The organism is Vandammella animalimorsus, assembly GCF_002285285.1.
Classification (GTDB): Bacteria; Pseudomonadota; Gammaproteobacteria; order Burkholderiales; family Burkholderiaceae_C; genus Lampropedia; species Lampropedia animalimorsus.
Genome location: NZ_NSJF01000001.1, coordinates 575,833 through 594,164, shown reverse-complemented (window position 1 = coordinate 594,164; position 18,332 = coordinate 575,833). Strand labels below are relative to the sequence as shown.

16 protein-coding genes are annotated in these 18,332 nt (G+C 65.9%); 2 read left to right on the top strand and 14 right to left on the bottom strand.

Going from position 1 to position 18,332, the window contains the following annotated elements; genetic code table 11:
• Positions 1-170: 170 nt before the first annotated feature.
• Positions 171-806: a DUF2889 domain-containing protein gene (locus CK620_RS02535; RefSeq protein WP_095541372.1), complete on the top strand. Its 636-nt coding sequence runs from the start codon at positions 171-173 to the stop codon at positions 804-806.
• 68 nt (positions 807-874) lie between these two features.
• Here CK620_RS02535 and CK620_RS02530 read toward each other — a convergent pair whose 3' ends face one another.
• Positions 875-1,291, bottom strand: a complete 417-nt coding sequence (locus CK620_RS02530) for a thioredoxin family protein (protein ID WP_179290548.1) — start codon at positions 1,289-1,291, stop codon at positions 875-877.
• Positions 1,281-3,902, bottom strand: coding sequence for a DNA translocase FtsK (locus CK620_RS02525; RefSeq protein ID WP_095548938.1), 2,622 nt, complete (start codon positions 3,900-3,902; stop codon positions 1,281-1,283). Before CK620_RS02525 ends, CK620_RS02530 begins: the two co-directional genes overlap by 11 nt.
• Before the next feature lie 158 nt (positions 3,903-4,060).
• Here CK620_RS02525 and trxB point away from each other — a divergent pair, with 158 nt between their 5' ends.
• Positions 4,061-5,020 (top strand): thioredoxin-disulfide reductase, encoded by a 960-nt coding sequence (gene trxB, locus CK620_RS02520; protein ID WP_095548937.1) that lies wholly within the window; start codon positions 4,061-4,063, stop codon positions 5,018-5,020.
• 246 nt (positions 5,021-5,266) lie between these two features.
• Here trxB and dtd read toward each other — a convergent pair whose 3' ends face one another.
• The 12 genes from dtd to CK620_RS02460 all read right to left on the bottom strand — a co-directional run bounded on the left by dtd (position 5,267) and on the right by CK620_RS02460 (position 18,282).
• Positions 5,267-5,728: a D-aminoacyl-tRNA deacylase gene (dtd, locus tag CK620_RS02515; protein ID WP_095541368.1), complete on the bottom strand. Its 462-nt coding sequence runs from the start codon at positions 5,726-5,728 to the stop codon at positions 5,267-5,269.
• A gap of 20 nt (positions 5,729-5,748) precedes the next feature.
• Complete coding sequence (locus tag CK620_RS02510; protein WP_095549119.1) at positions 5,749-6,819, bottom strand: P1 family peptidase; 1,071 nt, start codon at positions 6,817-6,819, stop codon at positions 5,749-5,751.
• Between the two features lie 31 nt (positions 6,820-6,850).
• Entirely contained in the window at positions 6,851-8,539 is a 1,689-nt protein-coding gene (locus tag CK620_RS02505; protein WP_238945982.1) for a M14 family metallopeptidase, read from the bottom strand.
• Between the two features lie 288 nt (positions 8,540-8,827).
• Complete coding sequence (locus CK620_RS02500) at positions 8,828-10,114, bottom strand: EI24 domain-containing protein (protein WP_095548935.1); 1,287 nt, start codon at positions 10,112-10,114, stop codon at positions 8,828-8,830.
• Positions 10,115-10,253: 139 nt separating this feature from the next.
• The gene (locus tag CK620_RS14215; RefSeq protein WP_095548934.1) at positions 10,254-11,336 is read right to left on the bottom strand and encodes an SEL1-like repeat protein; all 1,083 of its coding nucleotides are present in this window, start codon (positions 11,334-11,336) and stop codon (positions 10,254-10,256) included.
• On the bottom strand, positions 11,336-11,809 hold the full coding sequence (locus CK620_RS02490; protein ID WP_095548933.1) for a VOC family protein: 474 nt from the start codon (positions 11,807-11,809) through the stop codon (positions 11,336-11,338). The genes CK620_RS14215 and CK620_RS02490 overlap by 1 nt, the downstream gene beginning before the upstream one ends.
• A 28-nt stretch (positions 11,810-11,837) precedes the next feature.
• Entirely contained in the window at positions 11,838-12,950 is a 1,113-nt protein-coding gene (gene bioB / locus CK620_RS02485; protein WP_095548932.1) for a biotin synthase BioB, read from the bottom strand.
• A gap of 216 nt (positions 12,951-13,166) precedes the next feature.
• Positions 13,167-13,559 (bottom strand): MAPEG family protein, encoded by a 393-nt coding sequence (locus CK620_RS02480; RefSeq protein ID WP_238945980.1) that lies wholly within the window; start codon positions 13,557-13,559, stop codon positions 13,167-13,169.
• 124 nt (positions 13,560-13,683) lie between these two features.
• Entirely contained in the window at positions 13,684-15,741 is a 2,058-nt protein-coding gene (gene accC / locus CK620_RS02475; protein ID WP_095548931.1) for an acetyl-CoA carboxylase biotin carboxylase subunit, read from the bottom strand.
• A 38-nt stretch (positions 15,742-15,779) separates the two neighbouring features.
• Positions 15,780-16,631, bottom strand: coding sequence for a restriction endonuclease (locus CK620_RS02470; protein ID WP_095541362.1), 852 nt, complete (start codon positions 16,629-16,631; stop codon positions 15,780-15,782).
• A 29-nt stretch (positions 16,632-16,660) separates the two neighbouring features.
• Positions 16,661-17,971, bottom strand: coding sequence for a type II toxin-antitoxin system HipA family toxin (locus tag CK620_RS02465; protein ID WP_238945979.1), 1,311 nt, complete (start codon positions 17,969-17,971; stop codon positions 16,661-16,663).
• Positions 17,968-18,282, bottom strand: coding sequence for a helix-turn-helix domain-containing protein (locus tag CK620_RS02460; protein ID WP_095541361.1), 315 nt, complete (start codon positions 18,280-18,282; stop codon positions 17,968-17,970). The genes CK620_RS02465 and CK620_RS02460 overlap by 4 nt, the downstream gene beginning before the upstream one ends.
• Between the last annotated feature and the right edge of the window lie 50 nt (positions 18,283-18,332).

Genomic DNA, 18,332 nt, shown 5'->3' with positions numbered 1-18,332 from the left:
CCCTTTTTCAGGGCCGGGTTTTTTCATGCCTGCGGACGTGCCTGCTAACGGCTGCGCACCGACCTGATAACGTGTGACAGCGCCGCGCTGAAAAATCCATTACCCTTGCCGCCCGGCTGCTGGCGCATGGGCTTGTCCATGCGCAAACGCCCATGACGAAGAAACCCGCGATGACTCTGCCCCCTCCCGCCCCGCGCCGCCTGGCCCATACCCGTCAGACCACTTTTCACGGCTATCAGCGTGACGATGGCCTGTGGGACATCGAAGCGGAAATGGTGGATACCAAACCATTTGAATTTGCACTGGCCGATGGCAGCGGCCTGCCGCCTGGGCAAGCGCTGCACCGCATGCAGATCCGCCTGACCATCGATCAGCATCTGGTGGTGCGCGACATTGCCACCCGCATGGCCAATTTCCCGCACGGCTCCTGCCATGAGGCCGACCAGCACATGCGCAAGATGATTGGCAGCACCATGGCCAAGGGCTGGCGCAAAAGCATCGACGCCCACCTGGGCGGCGTGCAGGGCTGCACCCACATGCGCGAGCTGCTCTACAACATGGCCACGGCTGCCTACCAAACCCTGGCCCCCATGGCATTGGCGCATTTCCACGGCCTGCCGCCCGATGCGAACCGGCCTCCGCCACCGCACCTGGGCGGCTGCATGACCTGGGACTTCAACGGCCAGGCCGTGGCGCAGTTGTATCCGGTGTATTTTCAATGGCCCGCGCGCTCGGCCAACGGCGCAGCCAATGGCTTGCAGCCGCAGGGCAATGCCCTGGCCCAGCCGCCGAACGCTTCGGATTAGAGCGTGTTCACACCATGCAAGCCAAAAACGCCGCTGGGCCTGGTGGGCTTTTGGCTGGCAGCGCGCAGCTATGCCTTGCCTGACGCGCCATCGAGCATGGCCTGCAGGGCGCGCCAGGCCTGTTGCTCCAGCGGCTGAGGGCTGGTGGCGCTGGCGTGCGGCCCGCCCATGACCGCGCCCTCTTGCAGCAAGCGAATGAGCACCGCCACCTGCGGCACGATGCTACCCCAGAACAGCAGCTGCTGGCCGCGGCCCAGCGCGATGGTGGGGAAGGTGTCGATGTCCAACTCGCCCAGGGCATCGCTGACGGCCGGATCTTCCACATCCAGCCATGTGACGTGCACCTGCGGATGACTGCGGCGCAGCTGCTCAAAGACGGGCTCGAACTGGCGGCACACGCCGCACCAGGCGGCGCACAGGCCGATCAGGCGCAGCGGCGCAGCGGCGCCATCGGCAGCCGCGACAGCAACGGACTCATTCGCCACGGTGGGGCACCAAAATGTCGCGCTGGCCATTCCTGCCCAGCGCACCGACCAGACCAGCACTTTCCATGTCCTCCAGGATGCGCGCGGCGCGGTTGTAGCCGATGCGCAGCTTGCGCTGCACATGGGAGATGCTGGACTTGCGATCCTTGAGCACGATCTCCACCGCCTGGTCGTACATGGGGTCTTTTTCGCCGCCGCCTGCGCCAGCGGGCGTGCCTTCAAAGTCCACGGCCCAGTCACTTTCACTCTCGCTGCTCACGCCATCGAGCACGCCGTCGATGTATTCGGCCTCGCCCATGCTTTGCTTGATGAATTCGACCACGCGATGCACCTCATCGTCGCTGACGAAAGCGCCGTGCACGCGCACGGGCAAGCCGGTGCCGCCTTTCATGTAGAGCATGTCGCCCATGCCCAGCAGGGCCTCTGCGCCCATCTGATCGAGGATGGTGCGGCTGTCGATCTTGCTGCTGACCTGAAAGGCAATGCGTGTGGGCACGTTGGCCTTGATCAGGCCGGTGATGACGTCCACGCTGGGGCGCTGCGTGGCCAGGATGAGGTGGATGCCAGCGGCGCGCGCCTTTTGCGCCAGACGGGCGATGAGCTCTTCGATCTTCTTGCCCACCACCATCATCAAATCGGCCAGCTCGTCGATGATGATGACGATGTGCGGCAGCGCGTCCAGCGGCTCGGGGTCTTCGGGCGTGAGGCTGAAGGGGTTGCCGATGATTTCGCCCGCCTCCTGCGCGGCCTTGATCTTGGCGTTGTAGCCCGCCAGGTTGCGCACGCCCAGCTTGCTCATGAGCTTGTAGCGCCGCTCCATCTCGGCCACGCACCAGTTCAGCCCGTGCGCGGCCTGCTTCATGTCGGTCACCACCGGGCACAGCAGATGCGGGATGCCTTCGTAGACGCTCATCTCCAGCATCTTGGGGTCGATCATCAGCAGGCGCACTTCGCTGGGCTCGGCCTTGAACAGCAGCGAGAGGATCATGGCATTGATGCCCACGGACTTGCCTGAGCCGGTGGTGCCGGCCACCAGGCAGTGCGGCATCTTGGCCAGATCTGCCACGATGGGCTTGCCGATGATGTCCTTGCCCAGGCCCAGCGCGAGCTTGGATTTCTCGTCCTGGTACACCTCTGAGGAGAGGATCTCCTTGAGCTGGATGGACTGGCGGCGCGCATTGGGCAGCTCCAGCGCCATGTAGTTCTTGCCGGGGATGGTCTCGATCACGCGGATGGACATCAGCGACAGCGAGCGCGCCAAGTCCTTGGAGAGGTTGACGATTTGCGCGCCCTTGACGCCCGTGGCCGGCTCGATCTCGTAGCGCGTGACCACCGGGCCGGGTTGGGCCTCAACCACGCGCACCTCCACGCCGAAGTCCTTGAGCTTTTTCTCGATCAGGCGGCTGGTCATCTCCAGCGTTTCGGGGGTGACGGTTTCCTGCTTGGCCGCGATCGGATCAAGCAGCGTCACCGAGGGCAGCGCACCGCTCTTGGCATCGTCGAACAAGTGCTTTTGGCGCTTGACGGGGGCGGAGATCAGGGCCGTCTCGTTGGTCGCAGCCGGGCTGGGGTCGTCCCACAGCGGCTCGATGCGCTCTTCCGGGCGCGTTGTGGCGTAGCTCTTGCCCGGCGCGGGCTCCTCATCCCAGGGCAAATCCACGGTTTCGCTGTAGGCCGGGGGGGGCGCAGCCGGCTCGGCGCTCGCATCGCTTGCACTGGCAGGCGCAATGCCTGCTTTTGGCAATGCAGCCTCAGGCAGCTCCTGCAACTGCGGCAGCTGCTCCTCTGGGATGTCTGCCAGATGCTCGGGCAGCGCATCGCTCAAGGCATCGCGCGTGAGCACAGCCTCCTTGCTGACATGCTCTTCGCGCTCGCGCTGGGCGCGCCGCCCGGCGCGGGCATCGCGCAAATGCTCATGGCCCAGGCGCACGCGGTCGATCCAGCGCTCGATCCAGGCGCCGGTGCGCTCGGCCACCTTGCCCCAGGAAAAACCCAGCACCCACGACAGCGTCAGCAGCGCCAGCACCAGCGCCGCCACGGTCGAGCCGGTATAGCCCAGCCAACGCACGGCCAAGGGCCCGACCCAATAGCCCAGCACCCCGCCGGAATGGTCAGGCAATTGGCCCTCGAAGCGGTACAGGCGCGTCCACTCCAGCACCGCGCAGGCGCACAGCAGCAGCAGTACGCTGCCCAGCCAGAACAGACGCTTGCCCCAGATGCGCAGCATCATCAGCCGCCCGTCGCTGCGCGCCTGACTCTTGCCGCTGAGCCAGGCGCGAAAGGCCCACCACCACAGCAGCGCCAGCGCCGCCACCAGCACCCAGACCGTGTAGCCGAGCAAGAAATAGCTCACATCCGACCAGTACGCCCCCAAACTGCCCAGCCAGTTGTGCGGCACCCGCACAGCCACGCCCTGCCCCGACGAAGACCAGGCCGGATCCTGCGGCGAATAGCTCAGCAGCGCCGCCACCCAGGCAGCCCCAACCACCAGAGCGATGAACAGCAGCACATCCTGGCCGAAGCGGCTCAGAAAACCCGGCCCAGCCTCCTGGGGCGAGGAATTGAAGGTGTTGCCAGAGGATCGGGAGCGAGAACGGGAACGGGAACTCATGGTGTTGAACAGGCCCTGGGGCGAGGGCCATCAAAGCATTGCCACAGGCCGCCCATACAGGAAATCCCTACAATGGCAGGCTCTCAGCAAACAAAGCCCGCATTATCGCAAAGAGCAGCTGAAACGCTTCATCCGCAACCCCATTTTTGGTGAAAAACATGAGCACTACCAACACATTACACGCCAAAGTTCTGATTCTCGGCTCCGGCCCGGCAGGCTACACCGCCGCCATCTACGCCGCGCGCGCCAACCTGCAGCCCGTGCTCATCACTGGCATGGCCCAGGGCGGGCAACTGACCACCACCACCGAAGTGGACAACTGGCCCGCCGATGCCGCCGGCGTGCAAGGCCCGGAGCTGATGGAGCGCTTTCTCAAGCACGCCGAGCGCTTCAACACCCAGATCGTGTTCGACCACATCCAGAGCGTGGACCTCTCGCAGCGCCCCTTCAAACTCCATGGCGACAGCGGCAGCTATACCGCCGACAGCCTGATCATCGCCACCGGCGCTTCAGCCAAATACCTGGGCCTGCCCTCCGAACAGGCCTTCATGGGCCGTGGCGTCTCGGCCTGCGCCACCTGCGACGGCTTTTTCTATCGCGACCAGCCCGTGGCCGTCGTCGGCGGTGGCAACACTGCCGTGGAGGAGGCGCTGTACCTCTCCAACATCGCCAGCAAGGTCGTGCTGATCCACCGCCGCGACAAATTCCGCGCCGAAGCCATCATGATCGACAAGCTGATGGAAAAGGTTCAGGCCGGCAAGATCGAGCTCAAGCTGCACAGCGTGCTCGACGAAGTGCTCGGCGATGCCAGCGGCGTCACCGGCGTGCGCATCCGCAACGTGCAGGACGACAGCACCGAGGATCTGGCCCTGCAAGGCGCCTTCATCGCCATCGGCCACGCCCCCAACACCGAGATCTTCCAGGGGCAGCTGGAGATGAAAAACGGCTACATCCGCACCCAGGGCGGGCATGAGGGCTTTGCCACGCAAACCAGCGTGCCCGGCGTGTTCGCCGCTGGCGACGTGCAGGACCACGTCTATCGCCAGGCCATCACCAGCGCCGGCACCGGCTGCATGGCCGCGCTGGACGCACAGCGCTTTCTGGAACAACAGGCTTAAAAGAGCCCGCCCTCACAGTGCAGCTTGGCCGGCCTGCAACGGCGGCGGCACGCCCAGGTCAGTGCCTTGGCCCGCTGTGAAAATTGCAAGCAGACTCTGACTGACGTGACGCCCCGCCATGCTGCGGGGCGTTTTTGACGTATTGATGTTCTGGCTCTCGCAATCGGGCTGTCAGTCTGGTGATTTCCGCTGATGGCCTCCATGCCTATGCAGGCATGGCAACTGCCAAGAAGCCCTGCCTGTGCCTTATTCAGCGTCGGCAGCTGCCGGCGCAATGCGCAGCGGGATGGTCACAGGCCCGTCGTTGACCAGGGCGATTTGCATGTCGGCCGCGAAGATGCCTTGCGCCACGTCCGCGTGGCGGGCGCGAGCCTGGGCCAGCAAGTAGTCGTAGAGCTGGCGCGCCAGCTCGGGGGCTGCGGCGGCGCTGAAGCTGGGGCGGTTGCCGCCGCTGCAGTCGGCCGCCAGCGTGAACTGGCTGACCAGCAACAGGCCACCCTGCACGTCCTGCACGCTGCGGTTCATGCGGCCCTGGGCGTCGCTGAAGATGCGCAGCTTCAGCAGCTTGTCCAGCAGTTTGTCGGCCTGGGGCCTGCCGTCGCCGTGCTCGGCGCAGACCAGCACCAGCAGCCCTTGGCCGATGGCGCCGACGGTGCGGCCATCGACCTGCACCTGGGCCTGCGCCACGCGTTGCACCAATGCCTGCATGTGCCGCTCCCTTCTTCCTTTCACTCGCCCAGCAGCGCGCGGCGCTGCGCGGCCGCCACGGCGGGGATGCGCAGCTGCGCATCCGCGTAGTCCTGCGCGTGCAGCACGGCGCGCAGCGTGGCCAGGGCCACAGCCTCGGCCACCATGGCGCCCAGCACCATGGTGCCGGGCGAGCTGGACGCCAAGCCCGTGGAGAGCATGAACAAGGTGTCGCCGTCGGACTGCGTGTGCACGGGGGTGATGCAGCGCGCCAGGCCATCGTGCCCTTGACCGGCCAGGCGCAGGGCCTGGGGGCGGGTGAGCGGCGCATCGGTGGCGATCACGCCGATGGTGGTGTTGCTGCCAGCCAGCGCGGGCAATGGCGCCTGTCCGGCCAGCAGGGCGCGCTGTGCATCGCAAGGCTGCAGGCTGCCCGGCGCTGCGCGCGCGCCGGCGAGGATAGCGCCCCGCTCGGGGTGGCGCACATCGCCCACGGCATTGCAAGCGATCAGCGCGCCTACGGTGACGCCGCCCACGCGCACCGAGGCCGAGCCGATGCCGCCGCGCATGGCGCGCTCCAGACCAAACATCTTGCCCACGATGGCGCCACTGCCCGCGCCCACATTGCCCTGCGCCAGCGGCATGCGGGCGCTGGCCTGGGCCTGGGCGGCCACGCAGGCCGCATGGCCGCAGGCGGCATCGGGGCGGATGCGCGCATCGCCGATGAGCAGATCGAACAGCACGGCCGCAGGCACGATGGGCACGCGGCACACGCCAGTGTCCAGGCCCTGGCCCTGCTCTTCCAGCCAGCGCACCACGCCGCTGGCGGCGTCCAGGCCGAAGGCGCTGCCGCCGCACAAAGCGATGGCGTGGACTTTCTCCACCAGATTGCCGGGGGCGAGCAGGTCGGTCTCGCGCGTGCCAGGCGCGGCGCCGCGCACGTCCACCGCCGCAATGGCGCCTTGCCCACCGGGCGCGGCATGGGCATGACCGGCCGCCAGCACCACGGTGCAGCCGGTGGCGCGGCCAGCCATCTGGGCGTGGCCGGCGGCAATGCCCGGCACATCGGTGATGCAGCTGGGGCGCTGCAGGCGCTGGGCCAAGTCGTCCATGCCGTCCATGCGTGCGTGCTCCAGGCGGGGCTTATTCGACTTCTTCAAAGACCAGCGCGGGCGGCTCGACGACGCGCACCAAGCTGCCCAGGTCGTGCTGAATGCGATTGGCGAAATAGCTGTTTTGCGTGTCGGGCTCCAGCGCGGCAATGGCCAGGTTGGCCAGCGGCTGGCCCATGGGCACGTAATAGCTGCCCGCCGGCACGGTGACGCGCTCGCGCGCCAGCTGCACCTGCACGCGCAGGATCTGCGCCTCACTGCCCATGGGGCCGAGCACGTCCTGGCGCTGGCCTTGCTCGCGGGCCGTTTCCTGGTAGCGCTCGACCTGCAGGGCGCCAGTCTCGGCCACGCGCAGCACGTTCACGCCCAGCATTTGCAAACGGGCCACGGCATCGCCTTCACTCTGCGCCAGCAGGTAGCCACAGGGGCGATTGCGCTGGCGCGTGCTTTGCAGCTGCAGCGAGGATTTCCAGGGCAGCTTGCGCACCACGTCGGCGCCGGTGTTCGGATCCAGCAGCAGCACTTCCTTGTGCTCCTGCGTCTGCGCCGCCTCGATGACGATCTGGCCGCTGCAGGCCGAGGAAGCCGCCTCGCGCTCAACATAGCTCTTGACCTGTTGCAGGTGCGAGGCACGCACGGCGGCCTGCTCCAACACCTTGCGCACCAGCACCACGTGCGTGTGCACGCGGCGCTGGATGTGGTGGCGGCCGATGCCCACGCCGCGCGTCTCGATCAGCAGGCTCACGGCGTTCTTCAGGCCGTTGACGTTGCGCCCCGTGTCCGGGCGGATGCCGCCCATGGACAACGACTGATCCTGCATGTCGCTGGAGGTCGTGAAATACCACTGCGCGCGCAAGTCGTGGCGCTTGAGCTCCTGGAACATGGGCTGCACGAACCACTCGTTGGCTGACTTGATGGTGAAGTCGCCGATGTTGGGCGTATTGGCGTACTGCAGCATGGCGTCGTAGGCCTGCACGAGCTGGAACTTCTGCTGCACGCGCCCCATGACGCTGAACTCGTGGCTGTCCACGATGACCAGCGGCCGGTAATCGCGCACCAGCTGCGCCAGCGCACGCGCCTCGGGCGTGCGCAGCAGCAGGTGATCGCGGTTGAGGTCGATGTCGTTGCCCAGCGCGCGCCGGCCCGCCAGCGCGCCATCGGGGTTGGCGCGCGGCACGATGATGACGTTGAGCTGATTGAGCGCCGAGGCCCATTGCCCATTGAGCAATTGCTCGGCCGCCACCAGCAGGGCTTCGCCAGCAGCCGGCTCATTGCCATGCTGCTGGCCGATGAGCAGCACCGTGGGCTTGCCCGAACGCGCAAAGCCCGCCGGATCCAGCGTCACGCCCTTGCCCACCAACAGCGCATGGATGGGCGCGCCGGCCTGCGAGCGGCCAATCACCAGCGGCTGCGCCGCAACGCCGGCCACAGGCCGGGCCGCCAACTGGCCCAGGAAGGACTGGATCTCCTCATTGCTGCTGAACTGCTCGCGCCCTTGCTGCAGGCCCGGCGTGGCATAGCGCACGGCCGGCTCGGCAAAGCGCGCCGCCACGGCCGGGCTGTAGGGCGCTGCCGCCTCGCCCTGCACACCCATGGGCATTGCCTGGCCCGGGGGCAGGCGGTGCACCTGGCCGGCTTGCACAGCTGGGCCCTGCTCCCACGGCGGCAAGGGCGTGCTGCTGCACGCTGCCAGCAGACCTGCCAGCAGCGCGCTGGCCATGCCACCCCCCAGCCTGCGGACTGCGGCGGGGGCAGTTGAAGATGATGGGGCGATGGTTCGGTTCCTTGAATGCATGGCCAACCTCTCTTTGCTTTGTTCTCGTCGGGGCTTAGAGCATGTGATGCGCTTCACGCCCCCGCGCAAAGTGCATCACACGCTCCAGAACAGATCAATTCGCCACCAGCCCCAGGGCCTCTCGTGCGGGCGGCGGCAAAACGGCCTGCGTGCGCAGGCCGGCGCAAACCATACCATAGCTGCGCGCCCTGCCCAGCGGCGCCGGGCAGGCTTTCAGGCGGATGCCGAGGCGCTGGACGATCCTGGCTCCGACCCTGACTCAGCCGCGGGCGACGCGCTGGGCTGCGCAGGGGCGCTGGCCTCTGGCGGCTGTAGCGTGGGCGACTGCGGCACTGGCGTGGCCACCGCATCTGCAGCGCCTGCTGGGCCTGTCGATCCCTGGGCGGGCCGCTGCGGAGCAGACGCTGCCCCAGCATCGGACTGGGCATTGCCCAAAGGGCCAGGGGCTGCAGCGCCAGCCACGGGCGCTGGCGCAGAGTCCGCGCTGCGCGCCTCGTCAGCGGCGGCATCGGGCGTCGCGCCGGGGCCGGTATCGCCCACGTCGTCAGCAGATGGCAGCGCCGGGGTGGAAGGCGGCTGGGGCGGCACAGGGCTGGGCAACGGCGGCACAGGCGGCACAGGCGGCACAGGCGGCACAGGCGGCACAGGCGGCACAGGCGGGGTCGGCGGGGTCGGCGGGGTCGGCGGGGTCGGCGGCGCCATTGCCAGCGGGCCGCGCTGCGCGGCCAAGACATCCAGGCAGTAATGCGCATACCACAGCGAAGTGAGCGCAAACACCCAGGTGAACAGCCAGACGGCCAGCGGGATCAGCACCACGAAGGCCACGGCAAAGATCAGGCCCGAGGCCCAGACCACGCTGGGCGCAGCGCTGAGGAAGCCGCACAGCACGCCGATGAGCAACAGCGGCCAGCGGTGCCGGGCCATGATCTGGCGCCGCTCGGCAGGGCTGGCGTGCTGCGCCAGCGCATCGAAGCTCAGGATGCGATAGGCCAGCCAGCCCCAGATCAGCGGCGGCAGCACCAGCGCCAGCGGCGGGATCAGCCACAGCACCAGCGTGGCCAGCAGCGCCATGCAGGCCATGGCGGTGGACAGCAGCGACCAACCCAGGCTCTGAAAGAACTGGTTGCCGCCGCGCCGCTCCAGCCCCGGAAAGCGCCGCCCGGCCACATCCTTGGCCATCATCGGCGTCATGAACAGGCTCACCAGCAGCAGGCTGAGCACGATCAGCAGCGGCGTGACCAGCATCACCACCAGCAGCTGGGCAAAAAACGCCGTGGCATTGGCAAAGCCCAGCTCGACCAGCCGCGCATCGAACCAGCCCCAAATGCTGCTGCCCTCCATCCAAGTAGCCATGGCGGCGGTGGCGCTGTCCCAGTACAGATAGCCCAGCAACAGGCTGGCGGCAATGATCAGCCCCAGCGGCAGCAGCGACAAGGCGATGATGCGCGGCCGAAAGCTGTCGACCAGGGCGCGCCAGAACGATTCCAGAATGCGTGTCATCTCATTCCTTTCCAAAAGCCTGTGGCGGCACTACAAAAACATACGCCAACCAGTGGCACCCCCTCGCTCTTGCTACGGCCCCAATCCGCTCGCTCTTTCTGTGCACTCAAGAAAACCATCGTTGGTTCACTGATGGTGCTCAAAACCCTGCCTTGTTCAAGCGGGCGTATTCGTCGCAGCCTTCTTGAAGGCCGCTGTCACAGGCTTGGCGATACCACTCTTTGGCTGTGGCGGTGTTTTGTTTGACGCCGCGACCAATCTCGTACATCACACCCAGGTTGTATTGCGCCCTGGCCTCCCCCTGCCGAGCCGCTTTGAGATACCACTCCAGCGCCCGGGTAGCATGCTTGCGCACGCCCTGACCGCGATCGTATGCCACCCCCAGGTTGTATTGCGCTTGTGCACCCCCCTGCAACGCGGCTTTGCGGTACCACTTTGCAGCTCGGGCATCGTCCTGGCACACGCCCCAGCCATCGCCATACATCAAGCCCAAGTTGTATTGCGCCTTTGCATGCCCCTGCTGGGCCGCTTTGCGGTACCACTGCAGCGCCTGGGCAGCGTCTTGGCACACCCCTTGGCCGGTGGCATACATCACGCCAAGGTTGTACTGCGCCTTCGCATGTCCTTGTTGCGCGGCTTTGACGTACCACTCTGCTGCCTGGGCAACGTCCTGGCGCACACCCTGACCTGTGTCGTACATCACCCCCAGGTGGTATTGCGCATTGGCATGTCCCTGCTGGGCCGCTTTGCGGTACCAGTCCAGCGCCAGGGCGTCGTCCTGGCATACGCCCAGGCCTGTTTCGTACATCAAACCCAGGTTGTGTTGCGCATTGGCATCCCCCTGCTGTGCGGCTTTGCCGAACCAGCTTGCTGCCTGGGCATAGTCTCGACGCACGCCACGACCTTTGACATACATCGTCCCGACCAGGGTCTGCGCTCTCGCATTGCCTTGCTCCGCTGCCTTGTGGCACCACTGGGCCCCTTGTGCCTGATCTTGAGCAACACCGTGCCCCCCGCAATACATCAGACCCAAGAGAACTTGCGCACCCGCATTCCCCTGGTCAGCAGCTTGACGAAACCAATGGACGGCTTCTCCCAGATCCAATGCCACGCCCTCGCCTTCGAGGTGCATGATCCCAAGCCGCAGTTGCGCGCCTGCATCCCCTCGTTGCGCAGCGACCTGGGTGGCTGCTGCCTCTCGGTCTGGCGCTTGCTCTTGCATCACCCCAACGCCGCAATCACCTCCGGCGGGGCCTGTACCAGTTCGATCAGCACGCCTTCGCCCGAGATGGGGAATTCGTCATTGGCCTTGGGGTGCAGAAAGCAGATGTCGTGGCCGGCTGCGCCCTTGCGGATGCCGCCGGGGGCGAAGCGCACGCCCTGGCTGCTGAGCCACTCGACGGCCTTGGGCAGGTCGTCGATCCACAGGCCCACGTGGTTGAGCGGCGTGGCGTGCACGGCCGGTTTGCCTTTGGGGTCGATGGGCTGCATCAGATCGACCTCGACCTTGTAGGGGCCCTGGCCCATGCTGAGGATGTCTTCGTCGACGTTCTCGCGCTCGCTGCGGAAGTGGCCAGTCACTTGCAGCCCCAGGGCGTCAACCCACAGCTGGCGCAGTTTGTCCTTGCTCAGCGCGCCAATGGCGATTTGCTGGATGCCCAGCACCTTGAAGGGGCGTGTTGCTTGGGTGCTCATGTGTTGTTTCTCCTTGAAAGCCTTGGCGTCAGTAGTCTGCGCCTTGCTGGATGTTCAGATGGGCGTGGCTGTGGGCGTGGCGCTCGTCCTCGACCTGGGTGTGGCGGCCGTTGATGCCCAGCTTGGCCAGCAGGCGGGCGTCGTCGCCGGCCTCGGGGTTGCCGGTGACCAGCAGCTTGTCGCCGTAGAAGATGGAGTTGGCCCCGGCCAGAAAGCACAGGGCCTGCACGGCCTCGCCCAGTTGCTGGCGGCCAGCCGAGAGGCGCACGCGCGCCTTGGGCATGGTGATGCGGGCCACGGCGATGATGCGCACGAAGTCCAGCGGATCGACGGGCTCGGAGTCGGCCAGCGGCGTGCCGGGCACGGGCACCAGGCTGTTGATGGGCACGGATTCAGGATACGGATCGAGATTGGCCAGCTGCGCGATCAGCCCGGCGCGGTGTACGGGGGCTTCGCCCATGCCGATGATGCCGCCGCAGCAGACGTTGATACCGGCATCGCGCACGGCTTGCAGGGTGTCAAGGCGATCCTGGTAGTTGCGGGTATCGACCACCGATTCGTAGTATTCGGGCGCGGTGTCGAGGTTGTGGTTGTAGTAGTCCAGCCCGGCGGCGCGCAGGGCCTTGGCCTGGTGGGGCTGGAGCATGCCCATGGTGGCGCAGGTTTCCATGCCCAGGCCTTTGACGGCGGCAATGAGCTCGACGACTTTTTCGATGTCGCGGTCCTTGGGCGCGCGCCAGGCCGCGCCCATGCAAAAGCGGGTCGCGCCCGCGTCCTTGGCGGCCTGGGCGGCGGCGCGCACTTCGTCCACGGCCATGAGCTTTTGCGCCTTCACGCCCGTGTCGTACTCGGCCGATTGCGGGCAGTAGCCGCAGTTCTCGGGGCAGCCGCCGGTCTTGACCGACAGCAGCGTGGCCAGCTCCACATCGCCCTTGGGCCAGTGCTGGCGGTGCACGGTCTGGGCCTGGTAGAGCAAGTCCATGAAAGGCAAATCCAGCAGTTGCTGGACGGCCTCCACGCTCCAGCGCTGGGGCTTGGCATCGGCTGGCGTTTTTTTGCTGCGCGGCGTGTGAAAGACCAGTGGCTGGCCGCCATCGAACTGCGCGGCAGGGGCCTCAAGTGGTGTGGTGTAGTTTTCCATCTCCGTCCTTTTTCTCATGGCCGCGCCCGCGGCGGGGCGCAGCCTCCGGTGTGCGTTGCAATGCGTTGTGCTGCATTCAGGGGCCGCCTGTGCCAGCGGCCTGCAGCCCGGCCTGATTGTTCTTCGCCTGGGCCAGGCTGGCACGAGCCAGTGCGCCAGATGGGTCGCACTTCATGCCAAAGCGCAGGCCAATCGCCATTGGAGCCACCCCAAAAATCACGCCGGCTGGCGCAACAGCGCCCCGGCCAACGCTGCCAGCAGCAGCACCATGTTGGGGATGACGCTGAGCAAAAAGCCGGGTGCGCGACTGGCAGGATCGGCCAGGTACTGGCGGCAGTACAGCAGCCGCCCTGCCAGGTAGACCACTCCGATGGCAGCGATCACGGCATTGGGCCAGTACAGACTGGCAATCAGCAATGCGGGCAGAAAGCACACCAGCTGCTCCAGCGTGTTCATCTGCACGCGCAACGCGCGCTCGAACATTTCATGCCCGGTCATGGCCGGCGCCTTGACGCCGTACTTTGCACGCATGCGGCCCACCAGCGCGCCAAAGGCCAAAAACTGGGCGATGGCCAGCAAGGCGACGATGTGTACATAGTTCATGTTCATGGCGATTCTTCCCTCAAGCAGGCAATGGGCCCCGGGCACAGCCGCGCAGGGCACAGGGCGCAAGGCGCTGCGGCATGGCCTGGTGCGCAAGCCATGCCGCATGCCCATGCAGGTCAACGGTGCATCACTCGAACTCGAGGATCACCTGGTCCACGGCCAGCGACTCGCCCTTGCTGGCGACGACCTTGCTGACCACGCCATCCTGCGCGGCAAACAGTACGTTCTCCATCTTCATGGCCTCGATCACCGCCAGACGCTCTCCGGCCTGGACCTTCTGGCCAGGCTCGACCTCGACGTTGACCAGCAGCCCCGGCATGGGCGAGAGCAGGAACTTGGACAGATCGGGTGGCGCCTTGAAGGGCATGAGGCGAAACAGCTCGGCGCGGCGCGTGGACAGCACCATGGCCTCGATCTGGCGCCCGTTGTGGCTGATGCGCAGCGCCAGCGGGCTCTTGCCCACGCCGCGCTCGATCTGCGCCGTGAAGGGCTGGCCGTTGACCATGCCCTGCACCGCCACCTGGTGGCCCAGCACAGTCTGCGCCTGCAGCTCGTAGCGCTTGCCGCCGATCACGACCACGGCCTTGTCGTCCTGCTCGTGGTCATACTGCTCGACCAGCGCATCCACGTAAGTGTGCTGGCCCTGGCGCGCATCGAGCTCAACGACGACGAACTCCTTGCCCACGCGCACTTCCTGGCCGGCAAACTGGCCGGAGATGCGGCTGGCGCGGTCGCGGAAACGCAGCGTCGTCCACACCGCCAGCGCCTGCAGGAATTCAGGCTCATCGTGGCGCACATCCTCGGCGCGGAAGCCCTCGGGGTAGTGCTGGGCGATGAAGCCTGTGTTGAAGTTGCCCGAGACGAAATCCGGGTGCGAGAGCAGCGCCGCCTGGAACGGGATGTTGCTGCTGATGCCGCGGATGACGAAGCCGTTGAGCGCCTCGCGCATACGGGCAATGGCGTCCGCGCGATCCTTGCCGTGCACGATGAGCTTGGCGATCATGGAGTCGTAGTACATCGGGATTTCGCCGCCCTCGTACACGCCCGTATCCACGCGCACGCCCAAGTCCGTGCTGGCCTGGCCCTGGAACAGGTTTTGCGCAGGCGGCGCAAAGCGCACCAGCCGCCCGGTGGAGGGCAGGAAGTTGCGGAACGGATCCTCGGCGTTGATGCGGCATTCGATGGCCCAGCCCTCCAGCTTCACATCGGCCTGGGTGAAGGCGAGTTTTTCACCGGCGGCCACGCGGATCATTTGCTCCACCAAGTCCAGCCCGGTGATGCACTCGGTCACCGGGTGCTCCACCTGCAGGCGGGTGTTCATCTCCAGGAAGTAGAAGTCCTGGTTCTTGCCCACCACAAATTCCACCGTGCCCGCGCTCTGGTACTTCACCGCCTTGGCCAGCGCCACGGCCTGCTCGCCCATGGCCTTGCGGGTTTCGGCGCTGATAAAGGGCGAAGGCGCTTCCTCAATCACCTTCTGGTGGCGGCGCTGGATGGAGCACTCGCGCTCGTGCAGATAGACCACGTTGCCGTGCGCATCGCCCAGCACCTGGATTTCGATGTGGCGCGGCTGCTCGACGAACTTCTCGATGAACACGCGGTCGTCGCCAAAGGAGTTGCGCGCCTCGTTGCGGCAGGACTCGAAGCCCTCCAGCGCCTCCTTGTCGTTGAAGGCCACGCGCAAGCCCTTGCCGCCGCCGCCCGCGCTGGCCTTGATCATCACGGGGTAGCCAATGCCCTTGGCGATTTCCACGGCCTGCTCGGCAGTGTCGATCGGATCGTTGTAGCCGGGGATGGTGTTGACCTTGGCCTCGTTGGCCAGCTTCTTGGAGGCGATCTTGTCGCCCATGGCGGCAATGGCCTCGTATTTGGGGCCGATGAAGGCGATACCGTTTTCCTCCACCTTGCGCGCGAACTCCTCGTTCTCGCTCAAGAAGCCATAGCCGGGGTGGATGGCCTCGGCCCCCGTGGCCTTGGCCACCTCGATGATCTTGTCGCCCAGCAGGTAGGACTCGCGCGAAAGCGGCGGCCCCAGGCGAACGGCCTCGTCGGCCATTTGCACAAAGCGCGCCTCCTTGTCGGCGTCGGAATACACGGCCACGGTGGCAATGCCCATTTTCTTGGCCGTGGCAATGACGCGGCAGGCGATTTCGCCGCGGTTGGCAATCAGAATTTTTTTAAACATGGTTTTGTTCCCTTGGGTCAAAGTGTTCGAATGTTGTCTCAGACCGAATTCAGGCCGTCGTCAAAGAAATCGCTATCAACATGCTGAATGCACAGCGTTTTGCTTGTGCTCACGCCCACGCCGTGTTCCACCATCAAACGCGCCAACTGCGCGCCGTTGACAAGCACCACTTTCAGGTTTTTGAGGCCGTCTGCGTACTGGCGCGCACCACTCGAAAAGTCAGAACTGGTGATGAACACCCCTTTGCTTGCGCCATGTCCAGTCAGCGCGCCAACAAACTGCTGAACTTCAGGGCTGCCCACCGATGTCGTGGCGCTGTAGCGTTTGGCCTGGATGTAGATGCTGCTCAGCCCCAACTTGTCCTCATGCACAAGCCCATCAATGCCGCCGTCTTTACTGTAAGGCGTCGTAATGCCTGAGAGTTCCTCATCAAAACCGTAACCCATTTTGAGCAGCACTCTGGTCACCAGATATTCAAACTGTCTTGGAGAGATTTGCCGCACACGCTCCAGCACATCCGCACGCAAACGCTCAGTCAGTTGCGCCATCACGGCTTCAAGAGCCTCTTGCGGGTCTTGTTGCTGCTGTTGATTGGGTGGCGCAAGGGACTGTCCGGCACTGAGCGCGGCTTTTCCCTTAGGAGTAATTTGCACCACACCGCGCTTGGGTGAATCCAGCAAACCCTCTTGCTTCAGGTAATAACGCGCCCACCAAACCATGTTGGAAAATTTGAGATCCCCACTGCTGGCATAACGGGCGCTTGCCTCTTCTGCCGTCAAAGCCAGCGCCTGCTCCAGTGCAGACACCACATCAGACATGCGGTGTTCTTGCCCGTCAGCCAGCGCGGTCAGCAGGGCTTGCTTGATCGTAGGGGTATCGGGTATTGCCATGTGTGTTGTCCGTCCTTTTCTACTCAAACTCAAGCACTGCCCTGCACCGCCTGCCACACGGGCGTCAAGGCCGCGCGCATTTGCTGCATCGTCGTGGCGCGGATGGGCAGGTCTTGCAAAAGCGCGGGGGCAGGTTGCAGGGCTTGCAGCCAATGCTCAATGGTGCGCTCAGCGTCCTTGGGCTTGATGCCGCCGGCGCGCGCCACTTGCAGCAGCTGGCGGTGGCCGGGGGTGCGGCCTTCGCCGGCCACGCTGGTGCTGTGCTCGCCGCCGGGGCCGTGGCTGAACGTCATGTCGAACGCGGGCGAGAGGCGCCAGCGGCCATCAGCATCCATGAGGTAGGCAAAGTTCTTGGCGTGGTCGTCACGGTTGTGGGTGAGCACGTTGAACACGCAGCGTTCGAACGCCTTGAGGGTCTCGCGGTAGTCGCCCGTCAGGCGCGCGGTAGCCAGCAGCACGGTGCTGTAGTCCAGCGCAGGCAGGCGGTGGTCGGCGTGCAGCGCGGCGGCCAGGCTGAGCATGGGCACGCGCACTTCAGCGCCGCTGCCGGGCAGGCGCAGGCGGTCGAAGCGCCGCACGCCAAAGGCGGCGTGGCCGCCAGACAGAGCAAAGTGGCGCGGCTGGGGCATATCCATGCCGCCGGCGCGCGCCAGACGGGCGTACAGCGTTTCGATGGCGCAAACTTCGCGGTGCTCGCCCTGGGCAGGGAATTTGATTAGCCAGGCATCGCCCGCTGCATCAACCCCAGGCATGTCGGCAGTAAAACGCCCGCCGTGCCAGCGCAGCAAAGCCTTGGGCCGTGCGCCTTGGGGTGATCCGCCCACCAGCAACAGGCGTTGCAACTGCGCCTCGGGCGTGGCGTCCGGCCCTTCTTCCGCGCTGGCCAGCAGACTTTGCACGTCGCGCGCCAGCGCGGCCAGGCTGATGCCTGCGGGCATGGGCGCTACCAAAGGTTCCGCCGGCTCAAAAGCCCAAGCCCCCATGGCGGATTCACCCACCATGGCCAGGCGCTCGAGCATGGAGATGCTGCGCGGCTCTCGCCCCTGGCGGCGCAGGGCGCGGTCCATCAGCAGCATGCCCCAGCCGTCAGGCAAGGCATCCGCCAAAAAACCCGGCAAACCATGAAAGTGCGCCGGCCCTGCAAAGGCCGCCGGCGCCGCGCCCGCACGCGGCAGCGGCGCTTGCAAGGGCGAAAACTCCAACCCGCGCTCCATGGCCTCGCGCGAATATTCAAACAACATGCGGCCGCCCAGCAGTGCCAGCTCGCCGGCCAGCCAGCGTTGTCCCCAGCCGCAGTAAAACACGTGCAGGCGGGTGATGGGCGGCGCCGTCAGGCTCATGCACGCCCCCCCGGATTGCGCTGCTTGCGCGCACGCTGGCGCAAGACCGTCGCTGCCTGCACCTGGGCAATGCTTTGCATGGGTGGCAGAAACAGCCCGTCCAAGTCCTGCCCCACCTGCAAGGCTTGCGCCACGCGCACCAGCACATCCAGCGACACCTGGCCCGATGCCTCCAGCCGCCGGATGGTCGACAGCGATACACCCGACCTGCCCGCCAGCTCTTGCTGCGAGAGGTTGCCAAGCAGCCGCAGCGCGCGCAAGCGGCTGCCCAGCTCTTGGCAAACGGCATCGGGGGAGCGAAGGGACAACATGGGCAAAAGTCAATGGATCAGATATAGACGTTTAAGTGCGTTTTCAATGG

Coding starts and splice junctions, on each gene's coding strand:
- CK620_RS02505 (WP_238945982.1), bottom strand. CDS start 8,539: ATGGCCAGCGCGCTGCTGGCAGGTCTGCTGGCAGCGTGCAGCAGCACG.
- accC (WP_095548931.1), bottom strand. CDS start 15,741: ATGTTTAAAAAAATTCTGATTGCCAACCGCGGCGAAATCGCCTGCCGC.
- CK620_RS02470 (WP_095541362.1), bottom strand. CDS start 16,631: ATGGCAATACCCGATACCCCTACGATCAAGCAAGCCCTGCTGACCGCG.
- CK620_RS02535 (WP_095541372.1), top strand. CDS start 171: ATGACTCTGCCCCCTCCCGCCCCGCGCCGCCTGGCCCATACCCGTCAG.
- trxB (WP_095548937.1), top strand. CDS start 4,061: ATGAGCACTACCAACACATTACACGCCAAAGTTCTGATTCTCGGCTCC.
- dtd (WP_095541368.1), bottom strand. CDS start 5,728: ATGCAGGCATTGGTGCAACGCGTGGCGCAGGCCCAGGTGCAGGTCGAT.
- CK620_RS02490 (WP_095548933.1), bottom strand. CDS start 11,809: ATGAGCACCCAAGCAACACGCCCCTTCAAGGTGCTGGGCATCCAGCAA.
- CK620_RS02480 (WP_238945980.1), bottom strand. CDS start 13,559: ATGAACATGAACTATGTACACATCGTCGCCTTGCTGGCCATCGCCCAG.
- CK620_RS14215 (WP_095548934.1), bottom strand. CDS start 11,336: ATGCAAGAGCAAGCGCCAGACCGAGAGGCAGCAGCCACCCAGGTCGCT.
- bioB (WP_095548932.1), bottom strand. CDS start 12,950: ATGGAAAACTACACCACACCACTTGAGGCCCCTGCCGCGCAGTTCGAT.
- CK620_RS02525 (WP_095548938.1), bottom strand. CDS start 3,902: ATGAGTTCCCGTTCCCGTTCTCGCTCCCGATCCTCTGGCAACACCTTC.
- CK620_RS02460 (WP_095541361.1), bottom strand. CDS start 18,282: ATGTTGTCCCTTCGCTCCCCCGATGCCGTTTGCCAAGAGCTGGGCAGC.
- CK620_RS02510 (WP_095549119.1), bottom strand. CDS start 6,819: ATGGACGACTTGGCCCAGCGCCTGCAGCGCCCCAGCTGCATCACCGAT.
- CK620_RS02465 (WP_238945979.1), bottom strand. CDS start 17,971: ATGAGCCTGACGGCGCCGCCCATCACCCGCCTGCACGTGTTTTACTGC.
- CK620_RS02500 (WP_095548935.1), bottom strand. CDS start 10,114: ATGACACGCATTCTGGAATCGTTCTGGCGCGCCCTGGTCGACAGCTTT.